The organism is Brachybacterium sp. EE-P12, from assembly GCF_003711805.1.
In the GTDB taxonomy this organism is placed as follows: domain Bacteria; phylum Actinomycetota; class Actinomycetes; order Actinomycetales; family Dermabacteraceae; genus Brachybacterium.
In genome coordinates this window covers 96,569-121,814 of record NZ_QXCP01000010.1, presented here as the reverse complement: position 1 = coordinate 121,814, position 25,246 = coordinate 96,569, and the positions used below count along the sequence as shown (strand labels likewise).

The following is a 25,246-nucleotide window of genomic DNA, read 5'->3' as shown; positions in this document are numbered from 1 at the left end:
CTCACTGTGAGCTTCGTTGCGGAAAGTGCGGAAAACGAGTTTCTGTGTCGATAATGGCATGGGCGCAGCGCCCCGACAACCCCTGCCCCGCCGACGGGACGGGGAGCCCCAGGAGGTCACGTGAAGAGCATCCGCCGGACCGCCCCCCGCATCGCCGACGTCGCCGAACGTGCCGGGGTCTCGGTGAGCACCGCGTCCAAGGCCCTGAACGACACCGGCCAGCTGCGCGAGGACACCCGGGCGCGGGTCAAGGAGGCCGCGGCGGAGCTCGGCTTCGTCGCCGGCGCCTCGGGGCGCGGCCCGGCGGACACCCGCACGTACACCGTCGGCCTGCTGACCACCGACAGCTTCGGCCGCTTCACGATCCCGCTGCTCATGGGGGTCGAGGATGCGCTCGCCGCCGGGAGGATGGCGATCATCCTGTGCGACACCCGTGACGACGTGCTGCGCGAGCGCCACTACCTGGCCTCGCTCCAGGAGCGGCGCGTGGACGGGCTGATCATCACCGGGCGCACCACGGATCCGCGCCCCTCGGTGGGGCTGCCGATCCCGACCGTCTACGCCTTCTCGCCCTCGGACGACCCTGAGGACTTCGCCGTCGTCGCCGACGAGGCGGCCGGTGCCCGGGCCGCCGCCGAGCACCTGGCAGCGATGGGCTCCCGACGGATCGTGCACGTCACCGGGCCGCAGCGCCACCACTCGGCGGCGATCCGCGCCGAGGCGACCGCGGATGCCCTCGGCGAGGCGCTGATCGCCCCGCCCCAGTACGGGCACTGGTCCGAGGAGTGGGGCCGCCATGCGGTGGACATGACGCTCGCCGCGCATCCGGATGTCGACGGCTTCTGCTGCGGCTCCGATCAGATCGCCCGCGGCGTCACCGACCGGCTGCGCGAGCGCGGCGTCGACGTGCCCGGCCAGGTCCGGGTCACCGGATTCGACAACTGGGACGTCATGGCGCTCGCGTCACGCCCCCCGCTGACCACCGTTGACATGGGGCTGAAGACCCTCGGCCGGCTCGCCGGCCGCACGCTCCTGGACCTCGTCGAGGGGGAGGGGGAGCCGCCGCGGCGCCAGGTGCTCGCCCCGCGCCTCGAGGTGCGCGGCTCGAGCCTCTGAGCGCCGTCGCGGCGCCGGAGCCGCAGGCCGCGCAGCACCTCGAGCACCTGCCGTTTGGTGACGTATGTCCGATTCGCTGGTCGACGGATCGCGAGGCATCTCACAATGGCGGCATAGCGAGGCGGATCCACCGTGGAACGGGGCAGGAGCACCACGGCGGACTCGCCGTGCGAGGCGTGGCCAGGGAAGGGAGTGGACGGTCGGATGACGGATCTGAGCCCTCGTGCCCCAGAACGCGTGCGAGGACCCGTCGACGAGGACGAGCTGCTCGCCGCGGTGCGATCGGGGGACACGGGCGCGTATGCCGAGCTGTACCGCCGTCACCACGCCGAAGCGCTCCGTCTCGCGCGTCGCCTCGGCGGCCCGCACGAGTGCGACGACATCGCGCAGGAGGCGTTCTTGAAAGTGCTCAAGACCATCATGCGCGGGGGAGGGCCGCAGCGCGGTTTCGTCGCGTACCTGATGCGGGCGGTGCGCGACGAGGTCATCGACCGCCAGCGACGTGCGCGAGAGGTCGCCGTCGAGGATGTCGAGACGGTTGACGCGGAGAGCTCGAGCATCCCCGACGGCGTGGACGATCGGATCGAGCAGGATCTGGTGCAGCGCGCGTTCACCACGCTGCCGCAGTCGTGGCAGCAGGTGCTGTGGCTGACCGAGGTGGAGGGGCTGCCCCCGCGTGCCGTGGCGCCCCAGCTGCAGCAGAGCCCGAACGCCGTCTCGCAGCTCTCCCGGCGGGCGAGGGAGGGGCTGCGCACGGCGTGGCTGCAGGCGCACGTCGATGCCACCTCCGTGCCGGAGCCATGTCGGCAGGTGGCCGGATCGCTCGGGGCGTACGAGCGCGGGCAGCTGACTGCCGCGCGGGCGTCCCGAGTGACGGCGCACCTGGAAGGGTGCGTGCGCTGCTCCCTCGCGTTGTCCGAGCTCCGGGGGGTCTCGACCCGTCTGCGCGGTCTGCTCCTTCCGGTGGTGCTGGGCTCGCCGATCCTGCTGGGATCGCTCTCCGAGGTCATCGCGCTGGCCGGAACGGGAGAGGCTCTCACCGCGGCCCTCGATCATGCCGCCGGCGGCGGAGCGGGTGAGGGCGGTGCCGGGGGCGACGGGATCGGCGCCGCCACGGGCGGACCGACGGGCGCTGCGCCTGCGGCGGACCCCTCCGCGGGGGCGTTCCTGTCCGGAGGTGCCGGCTCGGCCTCGCCGATCGGGGGCGGCGCGGCCGGCGCCGCCAAGGGACTCTCCTGGCTGAAGCTCCCGCTGGCGCTGCAGGGGTGGACGATGGCGATCGCGGGCGCCACGGCCGTTGCCGTCGTCGGCGGCGTGCTCGTCGGGCAGCTGCCGCGCGAGGCCGAGCCCGACCGCTCCGCGCGGACCAGTGCATCGGCCCCGGGCGGGGGGTCGGGCGCCGGCGGGAACCTCGCCGCGCCCGCTCCGTCGGCCTCCCCGACCCGGCTGCCCGAGGCCGTCGACCCTGCGGACGCGACGGCGCCCGTCCACATCCCCGCACCGGGGCAGGGCGGGGTCGCGTCACCGGGCTCGCTCCTGGAGTCGCAGCCGGGCGCCGCGACGGAGGTCGGCTCGGCGACAGAGCTCTCCGCGCCGGCGGACCCGCAGGGGATCGAGGTCGAGATCCAGCGGCCGCAGCCGGACCGGACGCTGGAGACCCCGGTGCCGGAGACCGCCCCGGGCGAGGCCGCGCCGGTCGAGACGGCCGCGGAGCCGACGGAGCCTTCGGTCGTTCCGTCCGCGCCCGCGGGCCCGGAACCGGCGGAGCCGTCGGCGGATCCTGTGGAGTCGGAACCGGTGGCACCGCAGCCGACGGAACCTCCGGTGCACTCCGCAGAGCCGACGGAGCCCGAGCTCGAGCCGGAGCCTCTGCCCGAGCCCGAGCCCGAGCCCGAGCCCGAGCCCGAACCAGAGCCCGAGCCGACGGATCCCGAGCCCGAGCCGGAACCCGAGCCCGAGCCGACGGAACCTCCGGTGGACCCTGAGGAGCCGTCGCTCGAGCAGCCGACCGTCGAGGCTCCCGCCGGCGGCGATCGCCTGTTCCCTGTCACCCTGACCGGGGAGGGCACCCCTGGGGCGCTCCTGCGCGTCCTCGACGCCGACGGCGTGGAGAGGGGGACGACCACGGTCGGGGACGACGGGCGCTGGAACCTCACCCCGACACCCGGCGAGCCCGACGTCGCGACCCGGTATCGCGCCGTGCAGGAGATGGACGGCGTGACGTCCGCGGCGGCGGAGCCGACCGACGAGTACGTCTTCCTCGCGCCCACGCTGCGCAGCCCCTCCCCAGGCGCGACGGTCCGGGCGAACTCCATCCGCGGCGGACGGGTCGGGGCGTGGATCGTCCTGAGGATCGACGTCCCGGAACGGCACGAACTGTCGGTGTCCTACGACGGTCGGACCAGGGACGTGGACGCTCCGGATGAGGGGACCACGGCGTTCCACGTTGCGTGGCTGAGCCGCGGCACGCACACGATCGAGCTCGCCTATCGCGACCCGGGCACGGGACAGCTCGGAGCGGTGCGCTCGGCGACGCTCACCGTCCGCTGAGCGCGGCGCCCATCAGCGGCGCGCCTCGGCATGGGCCGGACGCACGACCTCCTCGGCGAGCGCGTCCCGCAGCGGCGCGGGCGCGAAGCCGCTGCTGAGCGCGAAGAGCGCGATCTGCTCGAGCTCCTCGACGCCCCAGCCCAGCGTCTCGGCGACGAGAGAGGTCTCCCGGCTGGTGCAGGTGCGGCTCATGAGGCGGTTGTCGCTGCTGAGCGCGAGGGCGAAGCCGGAGTCGTGGAGCCGGCCGACGGGATGCTCGGCGATCGTCGTGGCGACGCCGGTCTGGAGGTTCGAGCTCGGGCACACCTCGAGGCAGATCCGTTCGCGGAGCACACGCGCGGCGACGGGGCCGAGCACGTCCCCGTCGAGGTCCTCGACCAGGCGCACCCCGTGGCCGAGCCGCTCGGCGCCCGTGTCCAGCGCATCGGCGATCGAGGCGGGTCCGTCGGCCTCTCCGGCATGGAGCGTGACGCGCAGCCCCTCCGCACGTGCGCGAGAGAACTGCGCGGCGAAGCGGGAGGCCGGGAACCCCACCTCGGGCCCGGCGAGATCCAGTCCCACCACTCCTGCGGAGGCGGCCGGGCGCGCCGGCCCGGCGCCCGTCGAGGCGTCCGCGTGCGCCGGAGCGCGGCCCCGGCGCGCGAGCGCGATCTCGACCAGGTCGTCGCTCGGCTCGAGGTGGCGCAGATAGCACAGCAGCTGCCCCACCACGATCCGCCCGCCGCCGGCCTCGACCGCGGCGACGCCCTCGTCGAGCCCGTCCTGCACCGCCTGCACCGCCTGGTCCAGGCTCAGCCCGGCTCCCGTGTGCTGATGCGGTGCCCAGCGGGTCTCCGCGTACACGACCCCGTCGGCCGCCATGTCCTCGACGAACTCGCGCGCGATCCGCCGCAGGTGGGCGGCGGACTGCATGAGCGAGACGGTGCGCTCGAAGGTCGAGAGATAGGCGGGCAGCGAGCCGGAGTCCGCAGCGTCGTGGAACCAGTCCGCGACCTGCTGCCCATCGGCGCCGGGCGGCTCGATCCCCAGCTCACGGCACAGGTCGATCACGGTCTCGGGGCGCAGCCCGCCGTCGAGGTGGTCGTGCAGGACCACCTTCGGCAGAGAGCGGACGAGGTCACGGGGCAGCGGCATCCCGGCAGGATACGCGCCTCGGTCAGAGGGACGTCCCCTTCCGGTAGCCGTGTGCGACCAGGTGGTCGGCGAGGCGGTCGACGTCCGCGATCGTGATCGCGGCGCGGCGCAGCTCGTCCGCGAGAGCCTCCGCCGCGGGCGGACGGGCGGGAGAGGCGAGCGCGGCCTCGAGCGCTCGGTCGAGCGCCTCCCGGGCCGCAGCCTCCTCCTCGCCGCCCTGCACTCCGCTCTCGAGGGCGAAGGCCTCCCAGGCGCGCTCGCGCATCTCCTCGGTGAGCCGCACCGTCCCCCCGGGCGTGCGCCGGACGAGCGCTGAGAGCGTGCCGCCCTCGACCTCGAAGCCGCGGTCCACGACGGACCGCACCACCTGCGTGGGGAAGGGGCCGACGGTCACCTCCTCGGTGCCGCTGGTGCACGTGATCCAGGTCGATTCGTCGCGGATGTAGATGGTCAGCGCGTCGCCGTCGACATCGGTCAGCTCGATGTTGCTCATGTGGTTCTCCGGAAGGTCAGGTCGGGCGGCCCCGACAGGCCGTCACCCTCTTCCACGCACGAGCCGCGGTTTCGTGACGCGCGCGATCGATATCCACACGGGGTGGTGACATACTGCACAAAGACGACATACTCGGACAAGTCGCCCGTGGTCCCCGGTGAAGGGCCCCGGCGACGTCACCGGAGGAGCCGCACCGGGCGGCCTCGGCGAAGGGACTGAGAAGGACCATGACGGAGCCCGCCCCCGACGGCCGCATCCGTGCCCTCGAGACGCTCACGGAGGACGAGCTGCTGGCCGCCGTGCGTGCCGGGGACACCGGCGCCTATGCGGTGCTGTACCGCCGTCATCGCCACGAGGCGCTGCGCCTGGCGCGGAGCCTCGGCGGCTCCCACGATCCCGACGACGTCGCGCAGGAGGCGTTCTTGAAGATCCTCAAGTCGATCCTGCGCGGCGGCGGGCCGCGCCGCGGATTCGCGCCCTATCTCATGCGCGTGGTGCGCAACGAGGCCATCGACCGGGCCCGCCGCACGCACGAGGACGCCGTGGACGATCTCGAACGCGTCGTGCCCGACCGGTTCACGGCGCCCGACGGCGTCGACGAGCTCTTCGACCGGCAGCTGGTCAGGACCGCCTTCGAGAAACTGCCCGAGGCGTGGCAGCGGATCCTGTGGCTCACCGAGGTCGAGGGCGAGACGCCCCGGGCCCTGGCGCCGCAGCTGGGACGCAGCCCGAACGCGATCGCGCAGCTCTCCCGTCGGGCGCGGGAGGGTCTGCGGGCCGCCTGGCTCCAGGCGCACCTGGACACCTCCGACGCCGCGCCGGCGTGCCGCAGCGTCGCGCAGGACCTCGATGCCCATGAGCACGGGCGGCTCGCGCCCGCCCGGTCCGCCGCCGTCGCGAGCCATCTCGAGATCTGCGCGCGATGCGCTGCTGCGCGCGATGAGCTGCGCGGGCTCGCCGTGCAGCTCCGCTCCGTCCTGCTGCCGCTGGTCCTGGGATCGCCCCTGCTGCTGGAGCGGCTCTCGGCCGATGTCGCCGCCGTCGGCCCCTCCGCCGACGGCACCCTCGCGCCGCGGAGCCCGCTGGCGTCCCTCGACGCGGGCGGAGGCTCCGGTGCCCTCCGGGGTGCGCTCGCATCCCATGCCGGGGCGTTCGTGACTCTCGGGGCGATCGTCGTGCTCGCCGTCGGGAGCGGGCTCCTGCTCGGCTCGGTGCAGGATGCTCCCTCCGTCTTCGGCGTCGCCACGTGGTCGGCGCCGCAGCAGGAGGGGAGTGCCGATGCCGCCGACGGCACCGGTGCCGCCGGCGGTGACGGCGGGGTGCAGGGAGGAGACGGCGCAGCCACGGGCGGCGACGGTCCGGAAGAGGCGGCCGCGGCATCGTCCTCGACGTCCACCGCCACCGGCGCCGCCGCGACCGGTGCCGCCTCGCCCGTGCCGATCCCCGTCGCCGCTCCGGGCGGGCCCGACGAGGCCTCCTCGACGTCGCCCTCGACGAGCACCTCGGACGACGCCGATCCCGCCGCGCAGTCGCCCTCGGCGAGCACGTCGGACGAGTCCGACTCCGCCGCGCCGCCCGCCTCCGGGTCGACGCCGGTCCCCGCCGACGAGGGTGCGACGGTCACGGCCCCGCCCCGGCAGGGGAGCTCGCCGGACGCAACGGAGGAGCCGACACCGCAGCCGCCCACCTCCCCGAGCGATCCCGCGACGGACACGGGGAAGGACAAGCAGGATCCGCCGCGACCGACCTGGCCGGGCCAGCCCATGTCCCCGCCGAGCCCCGGCCAGCCGTCGCCGCCCCCATCGCAGGACCCGTCGACGGATCCTGCCTCGCCGACCGGACCCAGCGCGGATCCGAACACGGGTGACGGCGCGACGGAGGACGGGACTGCGGGGGAGTCGGACGGCGACAGCGGCGGAACCGGCGACGGACCCGGCGGCGACGCCGGTGCGGTCATCGTTCCGTCGCTGCCGAGGCCCGGGGCCGATCCGAGCGGCCCGCAGCTCCCGCCGGCCGCCGAGGCACCGACCGAATCCGCCGAGCTCTGAGCCGTCCGAGCTCGCTGCGCGCGCCGCGTTCAGCCCGCCGGGCGGACGGTGAGCTCGGGCTCGGTGAGCGCGCGGACCTCGTCCTCGGTGACGCCGGGGGCGAGGCGCGTGAGCACGAGACCGTCCTCGGCGACGTCCAGGACGGCGAGATCGGTGATGATCCGGTTCACGACGCCCACCCCGGTCAGCGGCAGCGAGCACTCGTGGACGATCTTCGCGGTGCCGTCCTTCGCGGCGTGCTGCATCATCACCACCACGCGCCGCGCCCCGGCGACGAGGTCCATCGCCCCGCCCATGCCCTTGACGAGCTTGCCGGGGATCTGCCAGTTCGCGATGTCGCCGGCGGCGGTGACCTGCATGGCGCCGAGGATCGCGGTGGCCATCTTGCCGCCGCGGATCATCCCGAAGCTGGTGGCGGAGTCGAAGATCGCCGCGCCCGGGCGCAGGGTGATGGTCTGCTTGCCGGCGTTGATGAGGTCCGGGTCCTCCTCGCCCTCGTAGGGGAAGGGGCCCATGCCCATCACGCCGTTCTCGGACTGCAGGGTGATGTCCACGCCGTCCGGGAGGTGGTTCGCGACCAGGGTGGGCATGCCGATGCCGAGGTTCACGTAGTCGCCGTCGCGCAGCTCCGCGGCGGCGATCGCGGCCATCTCGTCACGGGTCCAGGCCATCTCAGGCCACCTCCTTCGGGCCGGGGCGGGGGTGCGTGGTGCGCTGCTCGATGTCCTTCGCGGCGGTGGCCCGCATCAGGTGGTGGACGAACACGCCGGGGGTGTGGATGTCGTCCGGGGCCAGCTCGCCCGGCTCGACGATCTGCTCGGCCTCCGCGAAGGTGGTGCGCCCGCACATCGCCGCGAGCGGGTTGAAGTTCCGTGCGGTGAGGCGGTACCGGAGGTTGCCGAAGGTGTCGGCGGTGCGGGCGTGGACGAGGGCGACGTCGGCATGGATGGCGCGCTCGAGCACGCAGCGTCGGCCGTTGAACTCGGCGACGGGCTTGCCCTCGGCGACCGGGGTGCCGTACCCGGTGGGGGTGTAGAAGGCAGGGATGCCGGAGCCGCCGGCGCGCATCCGTTCGGCGAGGGTTCCCTGCGGCACGAACTCCACGTCGAGCTTCCCGTCGATGTACTGCTGCATGAAGAACCTGTTCTCGCCGACGTAGCTCGAGAGCACCTTGTCGATCTGGCCGTTCTCGAGCAGGATCCCGAGGCCCTTCCCGTCCACGCCGAGGTTGTTCGAGGCGACGGTCAGGCCGCGGACCCCGCTGTCGCGCACGAGCGCGATCAGGTCCGTGGGGATCCCGCACAGCCCGAAGCCGCCCACCGCGATCGTCATCCCGTCGCGCAGCACGGCGGCGAGCTCCGCGGCGATGTCGTCCGAGACCTTGGACATCGCTGTCCTTCCTGTCCCACCGCTCGCCCCTCGCCGTCGGTGCCGGTGCCGACGGGGCGCGGTTCGCTCCCGAGCCTAGGTGCGCGCCGTGAACCGCGCCACCGCATGGTGGCCGTCCAGGTCAGGACCGGTGCCGGCGAGGTCGCCGCCGGAGGTTCCGAGGGGCCAGCGATCCGACCGATCCGTCAGGGAGGGAAGTGCGCTCGCGTCCTCACCTGATGGCTATCCTGGCCTGGACGGCGAGGCAGTGCTCATGCCTGCCCCGCCCCTGCAGGCGATGGCTGCGGCCCCTGAGGTCGCTAGGGATACCAGGGGGCCGGAAGGGTCGGATGCTGCATCGGCGACTGCTCACCTCGCTGGACAGCGCCTCGCCGCTGATGCTGGTCGAGGCGGTCTACGGCAGCGGCACGCGCTCGGCGCTGCGCCAGTGGGAGGAGCGCGGCGGTCACCGCGACGGCGAGCTGCGGATGCTCTTCGACGCGCGGCGCCTGCCCGTCGAGCCCCGCGCGATCGTCCAGCTGCTGTGGAGCGCGCTGCGCCATCGGATCTCCTACGACCTCCCCGATCTTCCGCAGGACGATGCGCAGCTGCGGGGCGCCGTCGTGCGAGCTCTCCAGGACGTCCGCCGCCCCATGACCCTCGCGATCCACGAGGCGGAGCAGCTCAGCGCACGGGGCCTCGCCGTCCTGCTGCCCCTCCTCGACGGCGGCGTCCGCCTGGTCGTCGCGGGCTACGACCTCGGTCATCTGCGCGCCGAGGTGCAGGCCAGAGGCATCTACTACTCGACCCTCGACGATCGGGACGTGTGGCTCGACCGGACCGAGATGCACCGGCTGCTCGCCGAGCGCGGCGTCGAGCTCTCCGCGGAGGCGCTGACGTCCCTGCACCGCGCGACGCTGGGTCATCCCGGGGCGGTCCTGGCATCGCTGGCGAGCATGCCGGTGGAGGTGGAGGCGGGCCTGGTCACCCGGGATCGCGCGCTCGCGGCGTTCCTCGTCGACCAGCCGCTGCTGGGCAGGACCGGCCGCTTCGCCCGCTTCTTCCGCCGAGCGGCCCACCTGCCGCGCTTCACCGTCGAGGATGCGGAGGCGCTGAGCGACGGGGGTGATGCGCTCGCCGACCTCCGCCGTCTCCACGACCTCGGCATGGGCTCGATGGTCTGGCATCCCGGGATGCGCCGACGGGTGTTCCGCTGGACCGAGAGCATCCGTCAGGTGGTGCTCCGCGCGATCTCCGCGAGCCCGGGCGAGAAGGACGACGCCGCCGATCGCGTGGTCGACATCGCGCGCGCCACGGGCGACCGCGAGCTCCTGATGTCGATGCACCTGGCCGCGGGGGAGATCGACGAGGCCGAGGAGCTGCTGAGCGAATGGATCTGGGACCTGCTGCCCAACGCGATGACCCCGCTGTGGACGCCGCTGATACGGATCAGCCCGCTCGCTCTGGTCGAGCGGCCCGCGCTGCTCGCCGCACGGCTGCGGCTGGGCGCGGACCGCCGCCGCTCCCCGGTCTCGGTCCGCGCGGCGCAGCAGGCGCTGGTGCTGCGGCTCAGCGCGCCCGGGGCGGGCACGCCGTGGGCGCGGAGCGGCGCGCTCGCCTACGCGCTGGCGCTCGCTCTCCACATCGGCGACCGCGAGCAGATGATCGAGATCTTCACCCGGGCCCGTGCGCTGGTCGCCGATCTCGTGGCCTCGGAGGCGGTCGAGGCGATCGGCGGGCGCGAGGTCTCCGAGCTGCTCTTCCTCGCCGACACCGCCTTCCGCAGCGGGAACACGATCCCGGCTGCAGAGATCGCCCGGTTCGCCGTGCAGGTGATGGAGGTGGACCCGCAGCGCCTCGATCCGCTCGGGGAGAGGCTGGACTTCGCGCGCCGCCTGATCCTCCACGATCATCGGGCCCGCGGGCTCGAGGACGTCTTCGATGCCTCCGTGCTGCTGGCGGGGACCCAGTTCCTACGGCACGACTGCGACATCGTCGTGGCCGGGATGGCCCTGATGTGGGAGGCGCTGGACGAGGGCAGGTTCGAAGACGCCGATGCTCATCTGCGCGCCGCGTCGGACCGCCTCGCGGTGCCCGAGCTCTGGCCGATCCTGCAGCACATGCGTGCCCACCTGGCCATCCTTCGCCGAGCGATGGAGGAGTTCGAGGGTTACGTCCGCGCGTACGAACTCTCCACCCTCGCGGTGCCCGGGCCGTTCGCCCAAGGCGCCCACAGCCAGATCCAGCGGGTCGCGGACTTCCTCAGCAGGCACGCGGGCAGGCCCGTCCCCAGTCCCGGATACCTGCCCGTGACGCCGATGCCGGGCCAGCCGTTCTACCCGCGCACCGAGTTCACGGTGCACCTCATGGAGGCGCTGTACGCGGTGCGCGAGGACCGGGTGCCCGCGGCGCGCACCGCCCTGGCCGACGCGGCCGCGCTGACCGCGCGGCGACGGCTCGGTCTGTACCCTCTCGCGCACGCCACTTCCGAGGAGCTGCGAGCCCTGCGGGAGATCGCCGAGGACGTGCCCGGCGGCGAGCGGCTCCGCCTCGATCAGGCGCACGCCATCGCCGGGGCGCTGAACCGCCCCACCCTCGAGATCTCGGGGCGGGAGCGCGAGGTGCTCGACCATCTGCGTCGTGGAGCGACCAATCCCCAGATGGCGAAGGCCATGTTCGTCTCGGTCAACACCGTGAAGTTCCACCGCGCGAACCTGATGCGCAAGCTCGGGGCGAGCAACCGCGACGAGCTGCTCCACGAGGCCTCGGTCCGCGGGCTCTGACAATCTCCTCGAGGTGGAGCCCACCTGTGCGCTCGGCGGGCCGAACCGCGATGTGACCGGCATTGCTACCCCTCCGGGTGGGGTGGGCAGGAGAGCGGGTAGGGGAGGCGGAGAGTCTTTCGCGACACCCGTCAGCAAGAGTCTCCTGCATCGCAGGATGAGGGGTGTCGATCCCGCCCCGGACCGCCGTGCCCGGCCCCGTCCCTCAGGAGAAGAATGAACACCTTCGAGCTGTCCGACGTCGACGGTGATGCGCTGACGATCATCAGCCAGGACAACTCGACCTGGATCACCTGCACCAGCGGTGCGGAGGAGGTCACCGTCGGGCCGTTCCCCCGGCATCTGGTGCAGAAGGTGTTCACCCAGGGGTTCGCGATCGAGCGGGGCACCGTCGCATCGCTCATGAAGAGCCAGTGCGGCGGGGCATGAGAGCCTCGGCACCGGCGCGGGGGCGCGAGATCGGCGGCTGATCGGCCCGGTCGCGGGCGGAGGGGGCGATCCCGCTGCTCTCTTCCGCAGCTCTTCGCGGCTGCGTGGCCGAGCGTTCATCCCGGCTCCATCCGGGCGGAAGACGGTGGGAGGACCCCCACCGCCGACCGGGAGATCCCATGCCGTCCACGGCCACCCGTGCCCCCGTCAGCCGCCGCCGGCTGCTCCAGCTCAGCGGCGCCTCCGCCGCCGTGATCGCGCTCGGCATCGACGCCCGCTCCGCCCGCTCGGAGCCGCCGTCGGAGCTCGAGGGCGCCGCCGCGCCCGAGGGGATGTTCTCCCTCGGCGTCGCCAGCGGCGCCCCGCGCCCCGACGGCGCCGTGCTGTGGACGCGCCTGGCCCCCGAACCCCTCGCCGAGGACGGCCACGGCGGGATGCCCCTGAAGGAGGTGACCGTGCGCTGGGAGGTCGCGACCGACGAGGAGTTCCGCGGCATCGTCGCCCACGGCCGCGCCCTCGCCCAGCCCGCGCTCGCCCACGCCGTCCACCCCCGGGTGGAGGGCCTCGATCCCGGCACCGAGCACTTCTACCGCTTCCGCGCGGGCCGGGAGCTCAGCCCCGTCGGCCGCTTCCGCACCCTGCCGGCGGAGGGGGAACCAGCGGAATCCTTCAGCTTCGGGCTCGTCTCCTGCCAGGCGTGGTACCACGGCCACTTCACCGCCCACCGTCATCTCGCCGCGGAGGAGGACCTCGATCTCGTCGTCTTCGTCGGCGACTACATCTACGAGTACGGCATCACCGAGACGAACCTGTGGCGCCAGGGCGCCGAGGTGGGCGAGGCGCACCGGGTGGAGATCGAGACGCTCGAGCAGTACCGGCTGCGCTACGCCCTGTTCAAGTCCGACCCGCACCTGCAGGCCGTGCACGCCCGCGCCGCCGCCGTCGCCGTCTGGGACGACCACGAGGTGCAGAACAACTACACCGGCGCCCTCTCCGACACCGGGATCCCCGAGGACGACTTCGCCCACCGGATCGCCGTGGCCTATCGCGCGTTCTACGAGAACATGCCGCTGGACGTCGCCGCGCTGCCGGACGGGACGGACACCGACATCACCGACGGCTTCGACGTCGGCTCTCTCGCCCGCTTCTCCCTGCTGGACTCCCGCCAGTTCCGCGACGCGAAGCCGGCCGACGCCGCCGAGCAGCATCGCGAGGACCGCACCATCCTCGGCACCGAGCAGGAGGAATGGGTGGGCGAGCGCCTCGCGAGCTCCACGGCGACCTGGAACCTGCTGGCCAACGGCGTGGTGCTGGTGCCGATCGACGAGGCCAGCACCGACATGTGGGACGGCTACCCGGCCGCCCGTCGGCGTCTGCTCGCGCAGATGGCGGAGGCGTCGAACCCCGTCATGCTCACCGGCGACATCCACAAGCACGTCGCCGCCGAGATCCCCGCCGACCCCGACGATCCCGCCGCCGGGGCCCTCGGCGTGGAGCTGGTGTGCACCTCGATCGCCTCCGACGGGGACGGCGCTGCGGATGCCGGCACCCCCGAGACGTGGACCCGGCACGAGTACGTGAAGCTCTACGACGGTCGACGCGGCTACGTGCACGTGCGCCTCACGCCGCAGGAGATGGTCTCGAGCTTCCGTGTCGTCGACTGGATCGAGGCCGACGACACCGCCCCCGAGCAGCTCCGCGCCCGCTTCACGACCCCCGCGGGCGAGCCCCGCCTCATCCCGGCCTGAGCCGCTCGAAGGAGCCCCGCATGAGCCCGCGCCCCGCCGTCGTCACCGGTCTCGCCGCCGAGCCCGTCCTCGCAGAGAACTCCCTGACCTGGGACTCCCTCGGCTTCGACCCCCTCATCGACCACTACCGCATCCACGCCGTGCCCGGCGAGGACGCCCCCACCGAGGCCGAGGACTCCGTCCTGCTGGGCAAGACGGTCTATCCGCGCTTCACGCACGCGGGCCTCGGCCCGGAAGGGGAGACCTGGACGTACACGGTCCAGGCCGTCTCCGACGCGGGGGAGCGCGGCGAGGTCTCGGAAGCGGTCACCGCCACCTCCCGCCCCTCGGTCACCGCGACCGGGACGGAGGTGGCGCGGATCGGCGAGTTCGACGGCCGCACCCTCGAGCACCACCTCGCCCCCGCCTCCTACGCGCAGATCCCCGAGCGGTACCCGGAGGCGCTGATCGAGTACGAGGACGGGGTCGACGAGCCGGGGGAGTCGTGGCCGTACCTGCTGCCCGGTCCGGGAGATGCCTGGGCCGGCGGGATCCCCTACAGCGCCCGCTGGACCGTCTCGCTCGAGCAGGCCCCGAGCGAGGATCTCGACCTCGCGCTGTGGCTCGTGGACACCACGCGCCTGGGCGGCGTCCTCCGCCTCCGCGCGAACGGCGATGAGCTCGCCGATCTCGAGCTGCCGGTCGGCGCGACCCGCGGCTCCCGCGAGGGGGACGCGACCGTTCCCGGCACGGCGCTGAAGCGGGCCCGCTTCGAGCTGCCGGTCCCGGCCGCGCTGCTGCAGGCGGGGCAGAACGTGATCGAGCTCGAGCTGGCCGAGGGCGGCTGGGTCGCCTGGGACGCGCTGGGACTGTTCGCGCGGGGATGAGCCCTCTCAGGCGTCGAGGGCAGCGTGGATCCTCGCGACGACGTCGGGGATGCGCTCGGTCACCGTCCGCCAGAGGATCTCCGAGCTCATCGCTCCGCACCCGCTGCGCGCCGCGATGTCCCTCGTGGTCGTGATGCCACGGCGCTCGTCCGTGGTCACCACGGTCAGAGATGTCCCGAAGCGCTTCTCCTCCTCGAAGAGCGCGGCGAGGCGGAGGACTGCGACGGTGGCACGGTCGTAGCTCTCGGAGCCCTCGACGAAGGCGGCCCGCCCCTGCGCGATGACGTCCTCGACACGGTGCTCGATGCGTGCGAGCTCAGTGCGCAGGACCTGCGAGGCAGGGGGTGCGCCATCGGGGGTGCTCTCGCCGCGTGGTCAGACGTCCCACCGCGGGGACGGCTCCTGACGGTCATCGGACCGGATCACAGCGGCACCGCCGTCCGCCGGATGTGCACGGGGGTGTTCCCGTCCTCGACGACCACGTCGACGGGGACGCCGAGCAGGCGCACCGAGTCCTCGACGAAGAGTGCATAGCCCAAGGGGTCTGCATCGGGACGGAGCCGCACGAGGAGGTCGACGTCGGAATGGTGGTGATCGGAGCCTCGCGCGACGGAGCCGAACGCGCGGATGTCCTCGATGCCGTGCCGTGCGCCCAGGGAGAGCAGCTCGTCGCGATGGGCGGCGAGGGAGAGGGAGCGTCGATCGCCGACGTGCCTGTCAGCGCAGCGCGAGCAGCTGGCGCAGCCACGGCTCGTGACCGCCCACGAGCGACCAGATCCCGTCCGTCAGCACCACCGCCGCCAGCAGCACCAGCACCACGGCCAGCGCCCCCTGCAGAACGCGGCGGCGCTCGGCGGTCCAGTCGGCCAAGCGGTGCACCAGCCGGTCGTGCCTGCCGGTGGCGGCGATGACCATCATCGTCACGAGCGGCGCCTGGTAGAGAAGATGCCACAGCACCAGCAGGCAGATTCGCCACGGCAGATGCTCCACCTGGGATGCCATGCCCACCGCGATCGGGAACGCCGGATCGGCCAGCGCCGTGCCCGAGAACGCCACCCCGGCCAGCAGCATCGGCCAGAGCGCCAGACGGCGCGGGGCGCTGCGGCGCTGGAGCCGTCCGGGCGGGCCCGGCGGGCGGCGGGAGGCGCGGAACTGATGGAGCGCGACACCGCCCAGCACCGCTCCCACCACCACCTCGACGCTGCCGATCGCGCCGTTCGAGGCGAGCACCGGGCGCAGCCACGCGCCGAGCAGGGCCAGCAGCGGATGCAGCACGATCGTCGCCACGATGATCACCGCGGCATACCCGCCGAAGAAGGCCAGCAGGTGGCGGAGCCTCCCGCCGCTCAGCAGCACAGAGGTGGCGATCACCCCGCCCAGCACGTCCATCGTCACCACGGCGAGACCGAGGAAGGCGAGGAGGCCGGCGAACGTCATGAGGATCAGGGTATGGCGTCGCGCGGCCCGGAACGATCGGGCGACCTGCAGGGATGAGGTGGGGGAAGCCCCCGGACGCTGCGGACGCCGAGGGGTGTCGGGGGGGCGCCCCGCGCAGAGGCCGTCTCAGCGATGAGGAGCTGCGTGAACATGTGCTGCCGCGGGTCGGCTCCGGCTACGGTCGGTACCTGCTCGACGTCCTCGCTCGTGAGATGCCCCTGGAGGTTCCCGCTGATGTCCCGTCACCTGCTCGTCACCGGCGGTGCCGGCTTCATCGGCAGCAGCTTCGTCCGCCACGTCCTCGCGCACACCGATGCGCGCGTGACCGTGCTGGACAAGCTCACCTATGCGGGTTCGACCGCCAATCTCCACGGCCTGCCGACGGACCGCGTGCGTCTGGTCGTGGGAGACATCGCCGATGCGGCGCTCGTCGAGGAGCTCGTCGCGCCGCTGACGGGGGAGGGCGATGCGATCGTGCACTGCGCGGCGGAGTCCCACAACGACAACTCGCTCCACGACCCGAGCCCGTTCCTGCACACCAACCTCGTCGGCACGTTCACGCTGCTGGAGGCGGCGCGTCGTCACGGCACGCGCTTCCACCACATCTCGACCGACGAGGTCTACGGCGAACTCGACCTCGACGCCCCGGAGCGGTTCACGGAGACCACGCCGTACAACCCCTCGAGCCCCTACTCGGCGACGAAGGCGGGCAGCGATCTGCTGGTCCGCGCCTGGGTGCGGTCCTTCGGCGTGCGGGCCACGCTGTCGAACTGCTCGAACAACTACGGCCCGCGCCAGCACGTGGAGAAGTTCATCCCGCGACAGATCACCAGCCTGATCGACGGGGTGCGGCCACGTCTGTACGGCACGGGCGAGAACGTGCGCGACTGGATCCACGCCGAGGATCACTCCTCGGCCGTGCTCACGATCCTGGAGAAGGGGCGGATCGGGCAGACGTATCTGATCGGCGCGGACGGGGAGAGGAGCAACCTCGAGGTGGTGCAGCTGCTGCTCCAGCTCATGGGCCGCGAGGTCGACGACTTCGACCACGTGCCCGACCGTCCAGGCCACGACCTGCGGTACGCGATCGATCCCACGAAGCTGCGGGAGGAGCTCGGCTGGTCCCCGTCCTGCCCGGACTTCGCCGCCGGCCTCGCCGCGACCGTCGACTGGTATCGCCGGCACGAGGCGTGGTGGCGGCCGCAGAAGGCCGCAGCGGAGGCGAAGTACGCGCGAAGGGGCCGGTGAGCGTGCCCTGAGCGGTCAGCGGGTGGGGTCCACCGGGACCGCGGTGAACAGCTCCTCGTTCGCGGGCACTCCGTGCTGCGGGGCGCCGTCCTCGTCGAGATGGTGCCAGGTGAAGGGCAGGCCTCTCGCGGTGCCGATGTCGGGACCGTCCATCAGCTGGAAGTGGACGTGAGGGTCGGAGGAGTTGCCCGAGTTCCCGCACTGCCCGAGCACCTGACCGGCCCGCACCCGCTCGCCCACCCGCACTGCGGGGGAGCCGCGCCGGAGATGGGCGAGCACCGCGACCGGCCCGTCGGCCGAGCCCGCCCCGGCCGCCCGGCCCGGCTCGTCGGCCGCGCCGCTCCCGACCGCACGCACCATGACGTGGTTCCCCAGCAGGTGCCGTGGGGAGCCGAGGCTGCGCACGAGACCTTCGAGCACCAGGTACGCGATGCCCGGCAGGGAGAGGCGGCTGAGATGGTCCCGACTCGTGCCGTGCACCGCGATCACCTCGCCGTCGAAGGGGGCGAGGACCTCCTGGCCGAAGGACGGGAAGGTCTCGGGGCGGCGCATCGGACTGCGGAGCGGATCCAGAGCTCGGGGCGAGGCGCCCTCGGGCTCGTGGGTGATGTCGATGGCGTAGGTCTGCGCGAGCCGATGGGTGTGCGAGGGGATCTTCGAGGCAGGGGAGTTCAGGCCCCGCCACCGCCCCCGCACGGGCACCGCGACCGGGAGAGGATCCCGCTGCTCCGTCGGGCGCTGGAGCCGGCTCTGGAGGAGCTGGCCCGACACCCCCAGCACGGCCAGCGCCACCCCCAGCAGGTAGAGGACGTCGATCCCGCGTCCCAGCGAGACCGTCACGATGATCAGCACGGCGCCGAGACCGAGAGCGGGTCCGGACAGTCGCAGAAGGGAGGGCACGGAGGACCTGTCGACGAGGGGGAGCGGCCCGGCCCACCGTACGGGGCCAGCCGGGGTCACGCCAGGGCATCCCTCCACGACGGGCAGGGGCACGACGTGGGTCCGGGGGCTCCGTGGTGCCGGGAGGGATCGTTCGCTACCGTCGGTGCATGGACACCGACGTCTTCGTCCCCGCCGATTTCGTCCCTCCGACCTCCCTGGTGCGTGAGCGCTTCCGCCTCGAGCCCCTCGGCCCGCAGCACAACACGGCGGACCTCGCCGCCTGGACCAGCAGCGTCGACCACATCCGTGCGACCCCCGGCTATCCGGACGGCTCCTGGCCGCCGCCCGAGGGGATGAGCCCGGAGCGGAACCTGCAGGACCTCGAGCGGCACGCCGCGGACTTCGCCGCGCGGAAGGGCTTCACCTTCACCGTCCTGGAGCCGTCGGGCGGCGACGTGATCGGCTGCGTGTACATCTACCCGGCCCAGGCCCCCGCCTTCGAGGCGGAGATCCAGTCCTGGGTGCGGGCCAGCTGCGCCGAGCTCGACGGTCCGCTCGCGGACGCGCTCGCCGAGTGGCTCGCCGAGGACTGGCCGTGGGAGCGGGTGGACCGCCTCGGGCGGTGAGCTGAGTACGCCGTCCCCGCTCACGCCCGCGAGAGCGCTCCCCGAGGGCTCTCCTGCTTGACGGCGATGCCGGCGCGCAGCTCGGGGATCAGCAGCTTCCCCCAGTCCTCGACGTCTCCGAGCTGATCGAAGCCGCGGATCAGGAAGTTCTCCACGCCCAGCTCCCAGTACTCCAGCAGCGCGTCGGCGACCTGCCGGCCGGTGCCCACATGGCCGCTGGAGTTGCCCTGCGGCCCCATCAGCTTGGTGATCCCGAACCAGAGCCGCTCGTCGTGCACGTCGTGCTGGTGGGCCAGGCGCTGCAGCCGGTCCGCGGAGACGGAAGCGCGCTCGCCGGGCGCGTAGCGGCGCATCCGCAGCGGATCGCCTGCGGCGCCGGCCTCCAGGTGGGCCCGTGCCTGCGCGAGGTACCGGTCGGCCTTGTCCCACGCCGCGTCCTCGGTCTCGGCGACCACGGGCCTGGTCGACAGCGAGAACCGCAGGCGCTCGTTGCCGGCGGCCGCGGCGACCTCGCGGATCGCCGCGGTGCGGTCCGCGACCTCGGCCCTCGTCTCTCCGAACAGCGCGTACACGTCGGCGTGCTCGCCGCCCACGCGCACCGCCTCCTCCGACAGTCCGCCGAACCACAGCGGGATCCCGCCGGGGTGCACCGGGTGCACGGCGCTGCGTGCTCCTCGCACCCGGTAGTGCTCCCCGGAGTGGTCCAGGGGCTCGTGGGAGTCCAGTGCCCGGCGCAGCAGGTCCATGAACTCCGCGGTGCGGCGGTAGCGCTCGGGCTTGGTCGAGAAGTCGCCGTCACGAGCCTGATCCGAGTCCGAACCGCCGGAGATGTGATGGATCGCCACCCGCCCGCCACCGCTGAGCTGGTCGAGCGTCGCGAGCTTTCGCGCCACCACCGTCGGGGCGACGAATCCCGGGCGATGGGCGATGAGCACCCCCAGGTGCTCGGTCGCCTGCAGCACGGCGGAGGCGAGGGCGAAGCCGTCCGGCGAGGCCGAGGAGTAGCCGATCAGCACCCGGTCGAAGCCGGCCTCCTCATGGGCGCGCCCGAAGTCCCGGATCCATCCGGGATCGACGGCCGGGCCGTCGACCGGGTGGGTCTCGGATCCGCGCTGGGACGAGAGCATTCCGAGGATCTCTGCCATGTCAGTCTCCTTCGTGATGAGGGATCAGGGGTGGAGGAGCGGGGTCGGTGCGAGGGCAGGGCCGCTCTCGCGTGCACGATGGCGTGATTCCGGTGCAGGCCGGTCGAGCGTCGGGATCGCGTCGATCAGCCGCCGCGTGTAGGGGTGGCGGGGCGCGCCGAGCACCTCGGCGGCGGGACCGGACTCGACGATCGCACCCCCGTGCAGCACCAGCACCCTGTCCGCGATCGCTCCGAGGGAGGAGAGGTCGTGGGAGATCAGGAGGATGCCGGTGCCGGCACGGGCCGCGGCCGTGAGCGTGCGCACCACCTCGATCCGACTCGAGGCGTCCAGGGCGCTGACCGGTTCGTCGCACACCAGCAGCGCGGGGTCCACGGCCAGAGCCCGTGCGATCGCCACCCGCTGGCGCTGCCCGCCCGAGAGCTCGGCGGGACGGCTCTCCCACAGGGCACGGTCCAGCCCCACGGTCTCCAGCGCCTGCTCGGCGTGGCGCACTGCGGCGGCGGGGAAGGTCTGGCGTGCGCCCTCGAGCACCGAGGCACGAGCGGTGAGGCGTCCGTCCAGGCTGCTCAGCGGGTCCTGGAACACGTACTGGGCGTGGCCTGCGCGGCGGAAGGCGCGCCACTGGGCGCGGGTGAAGCCGGTGACCAGGTGGCCGTCCACCTCGATGGTGCCCGCAGCGGCCGCGACCAGGCCAAGCACGGTGCGGGCGAGCGAGGTCTTCCCGGAGCCGGATTCGCCGATCAGGCCCACCACCTCGCCGGGCGCCACGTCCAGATCGATCCCGTGCAGCACCTCCCGCGTCCCGTAGCGGACCGCGAGGTCGCGGACGGTGAGGGCCGGGCGCTGCGCGGCCCGTCCGGGGCCGACGCGGACGGCCCGGTCACGGGTGGGGGTGAGCGTGCTGGTCATCGGGATGCTGCCTCTCTCACGGGGTGGACCTGCGCCGCCGTGCCGGCGGCGCGGACGGCCTCGATCCCGAACACGGTGTGGTCTGCCACGAGGGTGCGGGTGTAGGGGTGCTGCGGCATGTGGAGAACGGCCTCCGTGGGGCCCTCCTCGACCACCTCGCCGCGGCGGAACACGTAGAGGTAGTCGCAGCTGTGGGCGAGGACGGCGAGGTCGTGGGAGATCATCAGCACCGTCAGCGAGAGCTCCTGCCGCAGCCGGCGCAGCAGGGTGAGCACCTCCGCCTGCACCGTCACGTCCAGGGCCGTGGTCGCCTCGTCGGCCACCAGCAGGTCCGGCTCTCCGCTGACGGCGATCGCCAGCAGCACGCGCTGCAGCATCCCGCCGGAGAGCTCGTGCGGGTACTGGCGTGCGACGCGCTCCGCATCCCGCAGGCCCACCTGGGCGAAGAGCTCGGCGCGGGCGGCGGCCGCCTGAGCCCGGCCGAGGCCCTGGGTGTGCCGCAGCACCTCGTCGATCTGCGCGCCGACGCTGAGATGCGGGGTGAACCAGGTCGCGGGGTCCTGGAACACGGCGCCGATGCGGTGGCCGTGCAGCTCCTGCCAGGGCGCGTCGGGGGCGGTGAGGTCCTCGCCGGCGAAGCGGAGGCGACCGCCGGTGATGTGCACGCCCTCCGGGAGCACTCCCAGCAGGGCCTTGACGGTCATGGACTTGCCGGAGCCGGATTCTCCGAGGATCCCCACGCTCGCCCCGCGCGGGACGCGCAGGCTCACACCGCGCACCAGCTGCCCCCCGGTGTCGGCCTCGATCCGGAGGTCGTCGATCTCGACCAGCGCCTCGGTCTCGGCGGCGTGCGGCGCCTGGTGCCGCCCGACCACCGGAGCCGGCGCCGAGGCCGTGCCCGTCGCCGGGTCCTGCGAGCCGTCGGCCACCAGGGTCGCCCGGTGCGAGGTGGCGGACGGCGCGCCGCCCGCGGCCTCGCCTGCCCCCTCGGTGCTCGACCCCCGTGCCTCCTGTGCTCCGGCGTCTCCCCGCACATCGCGCAGCCGATCGGCGAGCACGCCGAGCGCCGCCACCGTCAGCATGATCGCGGCCGCCGGCGCGACCGGGTTGAAGGGACGCAGCGCCAGGTAGGACAGGTCCGCGGAGAGCATGCCGCCCCAGGTCGGCGTGGGCGGCTGCACCCCCACTCCCAGGAACGTCAGGCTGGCCACCACCAGCAGGCTCGCCGCGAGCGTGCTCGCGGAGGTGACCAGCAGCACCGGCACGATCCTCGGCAGCACATGGGTGAGGACGACGCGGGGCAGCGGCACCCCGAGCAGCCGTGCCGCCTCGACGTACTGGGTATGGACGGTCTCTAGCACCGAGGCCCGCACCACCCGGAAGTAGGTGGGCGCGGCCAGGATGCCCACGGCGATCATCGCGGCGTGGATGCTGTTGCCCAGCAGGGCGCCGATCGCGACCGCGAAGGTGATGAACGGCAGCGCCATGAAGGAGTCGAAGATCCGCTCGATGACCCAGCGCACCGGCCGGGACGAGAACACGGCCACGAGCGCCGCCCCGGTGCCCAGCACCAGCGCGATCAGCACCGCCTCGAGCGCGGCCAGCACGGACAGCCGTGTACCGGCCAGCAGCCGCGAGAGGATGTCGCGGCCCAGGTAGTCCGTGCCCAGCCAGTGCGCGGCCGAGGGCGCCTCGAGCACCTGCGAGGTCTGCGGGGCCAGCGGGTCGTGCGGGGCGATCAGGTCGCCGACAGCGGTCAGCACCGCGACCACCACCAGGAGCAGCAGAGCGGTCACGGCCGAGGGCCGGTGCAGCAGGGTGCGGACGGTGTTCATGCGGGGACCCTCTCGGTGCGAGCGGCGATCCGCTCCTGCGGGTGCAGCGCGGTCAGCAGCAGGTCGATCACGAACGTGCTCAGCAGCACCGCGAGCACGATCACCATCACGGCGCCCAGCACCACCGGCATGTCCCCGGTGGTCGCCCCCTCGAAGGCCATCAGTCCCAGACCCGGCAGGGAGAAGATCTGCTCGGCGATGATCGCCCCGCCCACCAGGCGCGGCACCTGCAGCCCGACGACGGACAGCGCCGGACCGGCGGCGTGCGGCAGCGCATGGCGCAGCAGGATCCGGGCCCCGGAATGTCCGCGCAGCCGCGCGCCGAGCACGAAGTTCTGCTCCAGTGTGGACACCAGCGCGGTGCGCAGCTGGCGGGCGATGTCCGCGGCCGCCTCGAGGGACAGCGCGACCGCGGGCAGGATGATGCAGGCCAGCCAGCCCGACGGGTCCTGGGCGAGGGGGACGTAGCCCCCGGTGGGCAGGATCGGCACCGCCACCCCGAACAGCAGGATCAGCATGATCGAGACCACGAACGGCGGCAGGGTCGCGAGCGTCGACGCGGTCACGGTGACGGCCGTGTCGATCCAGCTGCCGCGGCGCAGCGCCGCGAGGATCCCGGCCGAGGCGCCCAGCACCACGGCGATCAGGAGGGCGAGCCCCGCGATCGACATGCTCACCGGCAGCCGCTCGGCGATGGTCGAGGTCACCGCGATGCCGGTGAACCAGCTCTCGCCCAGATCGCCCTGCACGGCATGGCCCAGCCAGGAGGCGAACTGGAGCGGCAGCGGACGGTCCCGGCCCAGCTCGTGATCCAGCGCCGCCACCGCCTCCTCGGTCGCGGCCTCGCCCAGCAGCAGCTCCGCCGGCTCCTGCTGGGCGAAGGCGCCGAGCCCGAAGGTGACGGCGGCGGTGACCAGCAGCACCGGCAGGGCGCGCGCCGCGGCATGCAGCAGCAGGGCCCTCATGACCGCACCCCCACGCCCTCGAAGCGCTGGGTGTGCCGGCAGTGGGTGAAGCCGGTGACGCGCTCGTTCATCGCATGGGCCCGGTTCCAGTTCGCGATCCAGGCGTGCGGGGACGCGCCCACGACCGCGAGCCGGGTCGCCGCCTGCAGGCGCGGCGTGTACTCCGGGGCGTCCAGCGGGGTGCGCCGCACCAGGTCGAGCGCCTCGTCGAACCCCTCGGGCTGGCGCTGGGAGATGTTCATCCAGCCGTCCTGGTCGTAGAGGACCTCGAGCGCCTGCACGGGTGACTCCCGGCCGGAGAAGGAGTACATGAACAATGTGTAGGAGTGCGCGGCCTTCTGGCCGGCGCCCGGAGGCGCGATCTCGATGGTGAGCTCGAACCCGACCTCGGCGACCTGAGCCTGGACCGCCTCCGCGATCCGCGCCGAGATGTCGCCGCCGGCGTCCCCGATGACGTGGAAGCTCACAGGGACGGGCCCGTCCAGGCCCGCCTCGGCGAGCAGGGCGCGCGCCCGCTCCGGGTCGTGGTCCCAGTGCCTGTCCAGCGCAGGGTCGTAGCCCTGCAGGTCGCGGGTGAAGGGCTGCCAGTCCGGCTCGCCGTGCCCGAAGAGGATGCCGTCCACGATCGCGTCACGGTCGATCGCCCGGTTGAAGGCCTCGACCACGCGCGGGTCGTCGAACGGGGCATGACGGTTGTTGACCTCGATGGTGTGCACGTTGAAGCAGGTCCCGCCGGTCACCGAGAACCCGGCCTCCTCGAGCGGCGCGATCTGCGAGTCCTCGACGTGGGCGATGTCGTACTGGCCGGAGGACAGCCCCGCGTAGGTCACCGCCTCTGCCGGCCGGGGCACGATCCGCAGCTCGTCCAGCAGGATCTCCTGCGCATTCCAGTGCTCCGGGTTCCGGGCCAGGCGCACGTGCGAGCCGGGCACGTACTCCTCCAGCACGAACGGCCCCGCCCCCACAGGGGTGGTGTTCAGCGCGACCTCGTCCGCGATCGCCCGTGGGGAGACCAGATGGCCGATCAGCCCGGCCAGCAGCAGCGGCACCTGATGGTCGACCGCGGCGAGATGCAGCGTCACGTCCGTCTCCGAGTCCGCGGTGATCTCCTCGATGACCGCGAGGGACTGCGCGCTGGTGGCGCCGGGCAGGTCCCGGCTGCGCTCGAGGCCGGCCTTGACCGCGGCGGCGTCCACCGCCGTGCCGTCGCTGTAGGTCAGCCCCTCCCGCAGGTGGAAGGTGACCGCGTCCCCGGCCTCGTTGTAGGTCCAGGAGCGGGCGAGGTCCGGCGCGAGCTCGCCGTCGGGCCGCAGCCTGGTCAGGCCTGAGTAGACCAGGGAGAGCACGTGCACGTCGTAGCCGATCCCACGAGCGGAGTCCCAGGTGGTGGGCAGCCGCCAACCCCAGGTGAGGGTGCGGGACGGGGCATCGGCCGCGGCGGCGAGGGCCGCACCCGTCCCGGCGTCGCCTCCGCAGCCGGCCAGGAGACCGGCGCCGCCCAGCAGCGACCCTGCCATCAGGGCGCGTCGGGGAAGGGGGCGGGCGGCGGCCTGGTCGGCGTCGTCTGGAGTCGTCCTGAGCGGGTGCACCATGTGTGCCTCTTCGTGGTCGATGGTCGGGGCGCCGGTTCGGCTGCATGGTCGGCGCCCTCCCGGGGACGC

General features: G+C 73.2%; 21 protein-coding genes. 9 read left to right on the top strand and 12 right to left on the bottom strand.

The annotated features are described in order from the left end of the window. Nucleotides 1-120 precede the first annotated feature (120 nt). Nucleotides 121-1,116, top strand: a complete 996-nt coding sequence (locus D1648_RS15495) for a LacI family DNA-binding transcriptional regulator (protein WP_241155539.1) — start codon at nt 121-123, stop codon at nt 1,114-1,116. A gap of 237 nt (nt 1,117-1,353) precedes the next feature. Then, nucleotides 1,354-3,666, top strand: a complete 2,313-nt coding sequence (locus D1648_RS18465) for a sigma-70 family RNA polymerase sigma factor (RefSeq protein WP_164518765.1) — start codon at nt 1,354-1,356, stop codon at nt 3,664-3,666. Nucleotides 3,667-3,678: 12 nt separating this feature from the next. Here the strand turns inward: D1648_RS18465 and D1648_RS15475 are convergent, their stop codons facing one another. Together D1648_RS15475 and D1648_RS15470 are read right to left on the bottom strand one after the other, a co-directional pair. Then, nucleotides 3,679-4,800, bottom strand: coding sequence for an adenosine deaminase (locus D1648_RS15475; protein WP_122943503.1), 1,122 nt, complete (start codon nt 4,798-4,800; stop codon nt 3,679-3,681). Between the two features lie 22 nt (nt 4,801-4,822). Then, nucleotides 4,823-5,293, bottom strand: coding sequence for a hypothetical protein (locus D1648_RS15470; protein ID WP_122943502.1), 471 nt, complete (start codon nt 5,291-5,293; stop codon nt 4,823-4,825). A gap of 227 nt (nt 5,294-5,520) precedes the next feature. On the opposite strand from D1648_RS15470, the gene D1648_RS15465 reads away from it, so the two are divergent. After that, nucleotides 5,521-7,341, top strand: coding sequence for a sigma-70 family RNA polymerase sigma factor (locus D1648_RS15465; RefSeq protein ID WP_122943501.1), 1,821 nt, complete (start codon nt 5,521-5,523; stop codon nt 7,339-7,341). 29 nt (nt 7,342-7,370) lie between these two features. Here D1648_RS15465 and D1648_RS15460 read toward each other — a convergent pair whose 3' ends face one another. After that, nucleotides 7,371-8,012, bottom strand: a complete 642-nt coding sequence (locus D1648_RS15460) for a CoA transferase subunit B (RefSeq protein WP_122943500.1) — start codon at nt 8,010-8,012, stop codon at nt 7,371-7,373. Nucleotide 8,013: 1 nt separating this feature from the next. Then, nucleotides 8,014-8,730 carry a CoA transferase subunit A gene (locus D1648_RS15455; RefSeq protein ID WP_122943499.1) on the bottom strand — a complete coding sequence of 239 codons (717 nt, stop codon included), beginning with the start codon at nt 8,728-8,730 and terminating at the stop codon, nt 8,014-8,016. Between the two features lie 329 nt (nt 8,731-9,059). On the opposite strand from D1648_RS15455, the gene D1648_RS15450 reads away from it, so the two are divergent. From D1648_RS15450 to D1648_RS15435, 4 genes are all read left to right on the top strand, one after another. Then, nucleotides 9,060-11,492, top strand: a complete 2,433-nt coding sequence (locus D1648_RS15450) for a helix-turn-helix transcriptional regulator (RefSeq protein WP_122943498.1) — start codon at nt 9,060-9,062, stop codon at nt 11,490-11,492. A 216-nt stretch (nt 11,493-11,708) separates the two neighbouring features. Further along, a complete protein-coding gene (locus D1648_RS15445; protein ID WP_122943497.1) occupies nt 11,709-11,921 on the top strand; it encodes a hypothetical protein in 213 nt (70 codons plus the stop codon). Nucleotides 11,922-12,100: 179 nt separating this feature from the next. Further along, nucleotides 12,101-13,669, top strand: a complete 1,569-nt coding sequence (locus tag D1648_RS15440; RefSeq protein ID WP_122943496.1) for an alkaline phosphatase — start codon at nt 12,101-12,103, stop codon at nt 13,667-13,669. A 20-nt stretch (nt 13,670-13,689) separates the two neighbouring features. Continuing rightward, a complete protein-coding gene (locus D1648_RS15435; protein ID WP_122943495.1) occupies nt 13,690-14,535 on the top strand; it encodes a polysaccharide lyase family protein in 846 nt (281 codons plus the stop codon). Nucleotides 14,536-14,957: 422 nt separating this feature from the next. Here D1648_RS15435 and D1648_RS15430 read toward each other — a convergent pair whose 3' ends face one another. Both D1648_RS15430 and D1648_RS15425 read right to left on the bottom strand, forming a co-directional pair. After that, nucleotides 14,958-15,191, bottom strand: a complete 234-nt coding sequence (locus tag D1648_RS15430) for a nucleotidyltransferase family protein (RefSeq protein WP_255414300.1) — start codon at nt 15,189-15,191, stop codon at nt 14,958-14,960. A gap of 61 nt (nt 15,192-15,252) precedes the next feature. Beyond that, complete coding sequence (locus D1648_RS15425; RefSeq protein WP_122943493.1) at nt 15,253-15,972, bottom strand: hypothetical protein; 720 nt, start codon at nt 15,970-15,972, stop codon at nt 15,253-15,255. A gap of 234 nt (nt 15,973-16,206) precedes the next feature. On the opposite strand from D1648_RS15425, the gene rfbB reads away from it, so the two are divergent. Beyond that, entirely contained in the window at nt 16,207-17,220 is a 1,014-nt protein-coding gene (rfbB, locus tag D1648_RS15420) for a dTDP-glucose 4,6-dehydratase (RefSeq protein WP_164518763.1), read from the top strand. Nucleotides 17,221-17,235: 15 nt separating this feature from the next. On the opposite strand, the gene D1648_RS15415 is transcribed toward rfbB, so the two are convergent. Then, nucleotides 17,236-18,120 (bottom strand): M23 family metallopeptidase, encoded by an 885-nt coding sequence (locus D1648_RS15415; RefSeq protein ID WP_122943492.1) that lies wholly within the window; start codon nt 18,118-18,120, stop codon nt 17,236-17,238. A gap of 149 nt (nt 18,121-18,269) precedes the next feature. Between D1648_RS15415 and D1648_RS15410 the strand changes: the two genes are divergently transcribed. Next, nucleotides 18,270-18,728, top strand: coding sequence for a GNAT family N-acetyltransferase (locus D1648_RS15410; RefSeq protein WP_122943491.1), 459 nt, complete (start codon nt 18,270-18,272; stop codon nt 18,726-18,728). 20 nt (nt 18,729-18,748) lie between these two features. On the opposite strand, the gene D1648_RS15405 is transcribed toward D1648_RS15410, so the two are convergent. The 5 genes from D1648_RS15405 to D1648_RS15385 are packed head-to-tail and all read right to left on the bottom strand — an operon-like array spanning nt 18,749 to nt 25,177. Further along, on the bottom strand, nt 18,749-19,873 hold the full coding sequence (locus D1648_RS15405; RefSeq protein WP_122943490.1) for an LLM class flavin-dependent oxidoreductase: 1,125 nt from the start codon (nt 19,871-19,873) through the stop codon (nt 18,749-18,751). Nucleotides 19,874-19,897: 24 nt separating this feature from the next. After that, nucleotides 19,898-20,785, bottom strand: coding sequence for an ABC transporter ATP-binding protein (locus tag D1648_RS15400; RefSeq protein WP_122943489.1), 888 nt, complete (start codon nt 20,783-20,785; stop codon nt 19,898-19,900). Then, on the bottom strand, nt 20,782-22,620 hold the full coding sequence (locus tag D1648_RS15395; RefSeq protein WP_122943488.1) for a dipeptide/oligopeptide/nickel ABC transporter permease/ATP-binding protein: 1,839 nt from the start codon (nt 22,618-22,620) through the stop codon (nt 20,782-20,784). The genes D1648_RS15400 and D1648_RS15395 overlap by 4 nt, the downstream gene beginning before the upstream one ends. Continuing rightward, a complete protein-coding gene (locus tag D1648_RS15390; RefSeq protein WP_122943487.1) occupies nt 22,617-23,585 on the bottom strand; it encodes an ABC transporter permease in 969 nt (322 codons plus the stop codon). The genes D1648_RS15395 and D1648_RS15390 overlap by 4 nt, the downstream gene beginning before the upstream one ends. Further along, entirely contained in the window at nt 23,582-25,177 is a 1,596-nt protein-coding gene (locus tag D1648_RS15385; protein ID WP_122943486.1) for an ABC transporter substrate-binding protein, read from the bottom strand. The genes D1648_RS15390 and D1648_RS15385 overlap by 4 nt, the downstream gene beginning before the upstream one ends. Nucleotides 25,178-25,246: the final 69 nt, after the last annotated feature.

Coding starts and splice junctions, on each gene's coding strand:
- D1648_RS15475 (WP_122943503.1), bottom strand. CDS start 4,800: ATGCCGCTGCCCCGTGACCTCGTCCGCTCTCTGCCGAAGGTGGTCCTG.
- D1648_RS15470 (WP_122943502.1), bottom strand. CDS start 5,293: ATGAGCAACATCGAGCTGACCGATGTCGACGGCGACGCGCTGACCATC.
- D1648_RS15465 (WP_122943501.1), top strand. CDS start 5,521: ATGACGGAGCCCGCCCCCGACGGCCGCATCCGTGCCCTCGAGACGCTC.
- D1648_RS15460 (WP_122943500.1), bottom strand. CDS start 8,012: ATGGCCTGGACCCGTGACGAGATGGCCGCGATCGCCGCCGCGGAGCTG.
- D1648_RS15455 (WP_122943499.1), bottom strand. CDS start 8,730: ATGTCCAAGGTCTCGGACGACATCGCCGCGGAGCTCGCCGCCGTGCTG.
- D1648_RS15450 (WP_122943498.1), top strand. CDS start 9,060: ATGCTGCATCGGCGACTGCTCACCTCGCTGGACAGCGCCTCGCCGCTG.
- D1648_RS15445 (WP_122943497.1), top strand. CDS start 11,709: ATGAACACCTTCGAGCTGTCCGACGTCGACGGTGATGCGCTGACGATC.
- D1648_RS15440 (WP_122943496.1), top strand. CDS start 12,101: ATGCCGTCCACGGCCACCCGTGCCCCCGTCAGCCGCCGCCGGCTGCTC.
- D1648_RS15435 (WP_122943495.1), top strand. CDS start 13,690: ATGAGCCCGCGCCCCGCCGTCGTCACCGGTCTCGCCGCCGAGCCCGTC.
- D1648_RS15425 (WP_122943493.1), bottom strand. CDS start 15,972: ATGACGTTCGCCGGCCTCCTCGCCTTCCTCGGTCTCGCCGTGGTGACG.
- rfbB (WP_164518763.1), top strand. CDS start 16,207: ATGTCCCGTCACCTGCTCGTCACCGGCGGTGCCGGCTTCATCGGCAGC.
- D1648_RS15410 (WP_122943491.1), top strand. CDS start 18,270: ATGGACACCGACGTCTTCGTCCCCGCCGATTTCGTCCCTCCGACCTCC.
- D1648_RS15405 (WP_122943490.1), bottom strand. CDS start 19,873: ATGGCAGAGATCCTCGGAATGCTCTCGTCCCAGCGCGGATCCGAGACC.
- D1648_RS15400 (WP_122943489.1), bottom strand. CDS start 20,785: ATGACCAGCACGCTCACCCCCACCCGTGACCGGGCCGTCCGCGTCGGC.
- D1648_RS15395 (WP_122943488.1), bottom strand. CDS start 22,620: ATGAACACCGTCCGCACCCTGCTGCACCGGCCCTCGGCCGTGACCGCT.
- D1648_RS15390 (WP_122943487.1), bottom strand. CDS start 23,585: ATGAGGGCCCTGCTGCTGCATGCCGCGGCGCGCGCCCTGCCGGTGCTG.
- D1648_RS15385 (WP_122943486.1), bottom strand. CDS start 25,177: ATGGTGCACCCGCTCAGGACGACTCCAGACGACGCCGACCAGGCCGCC.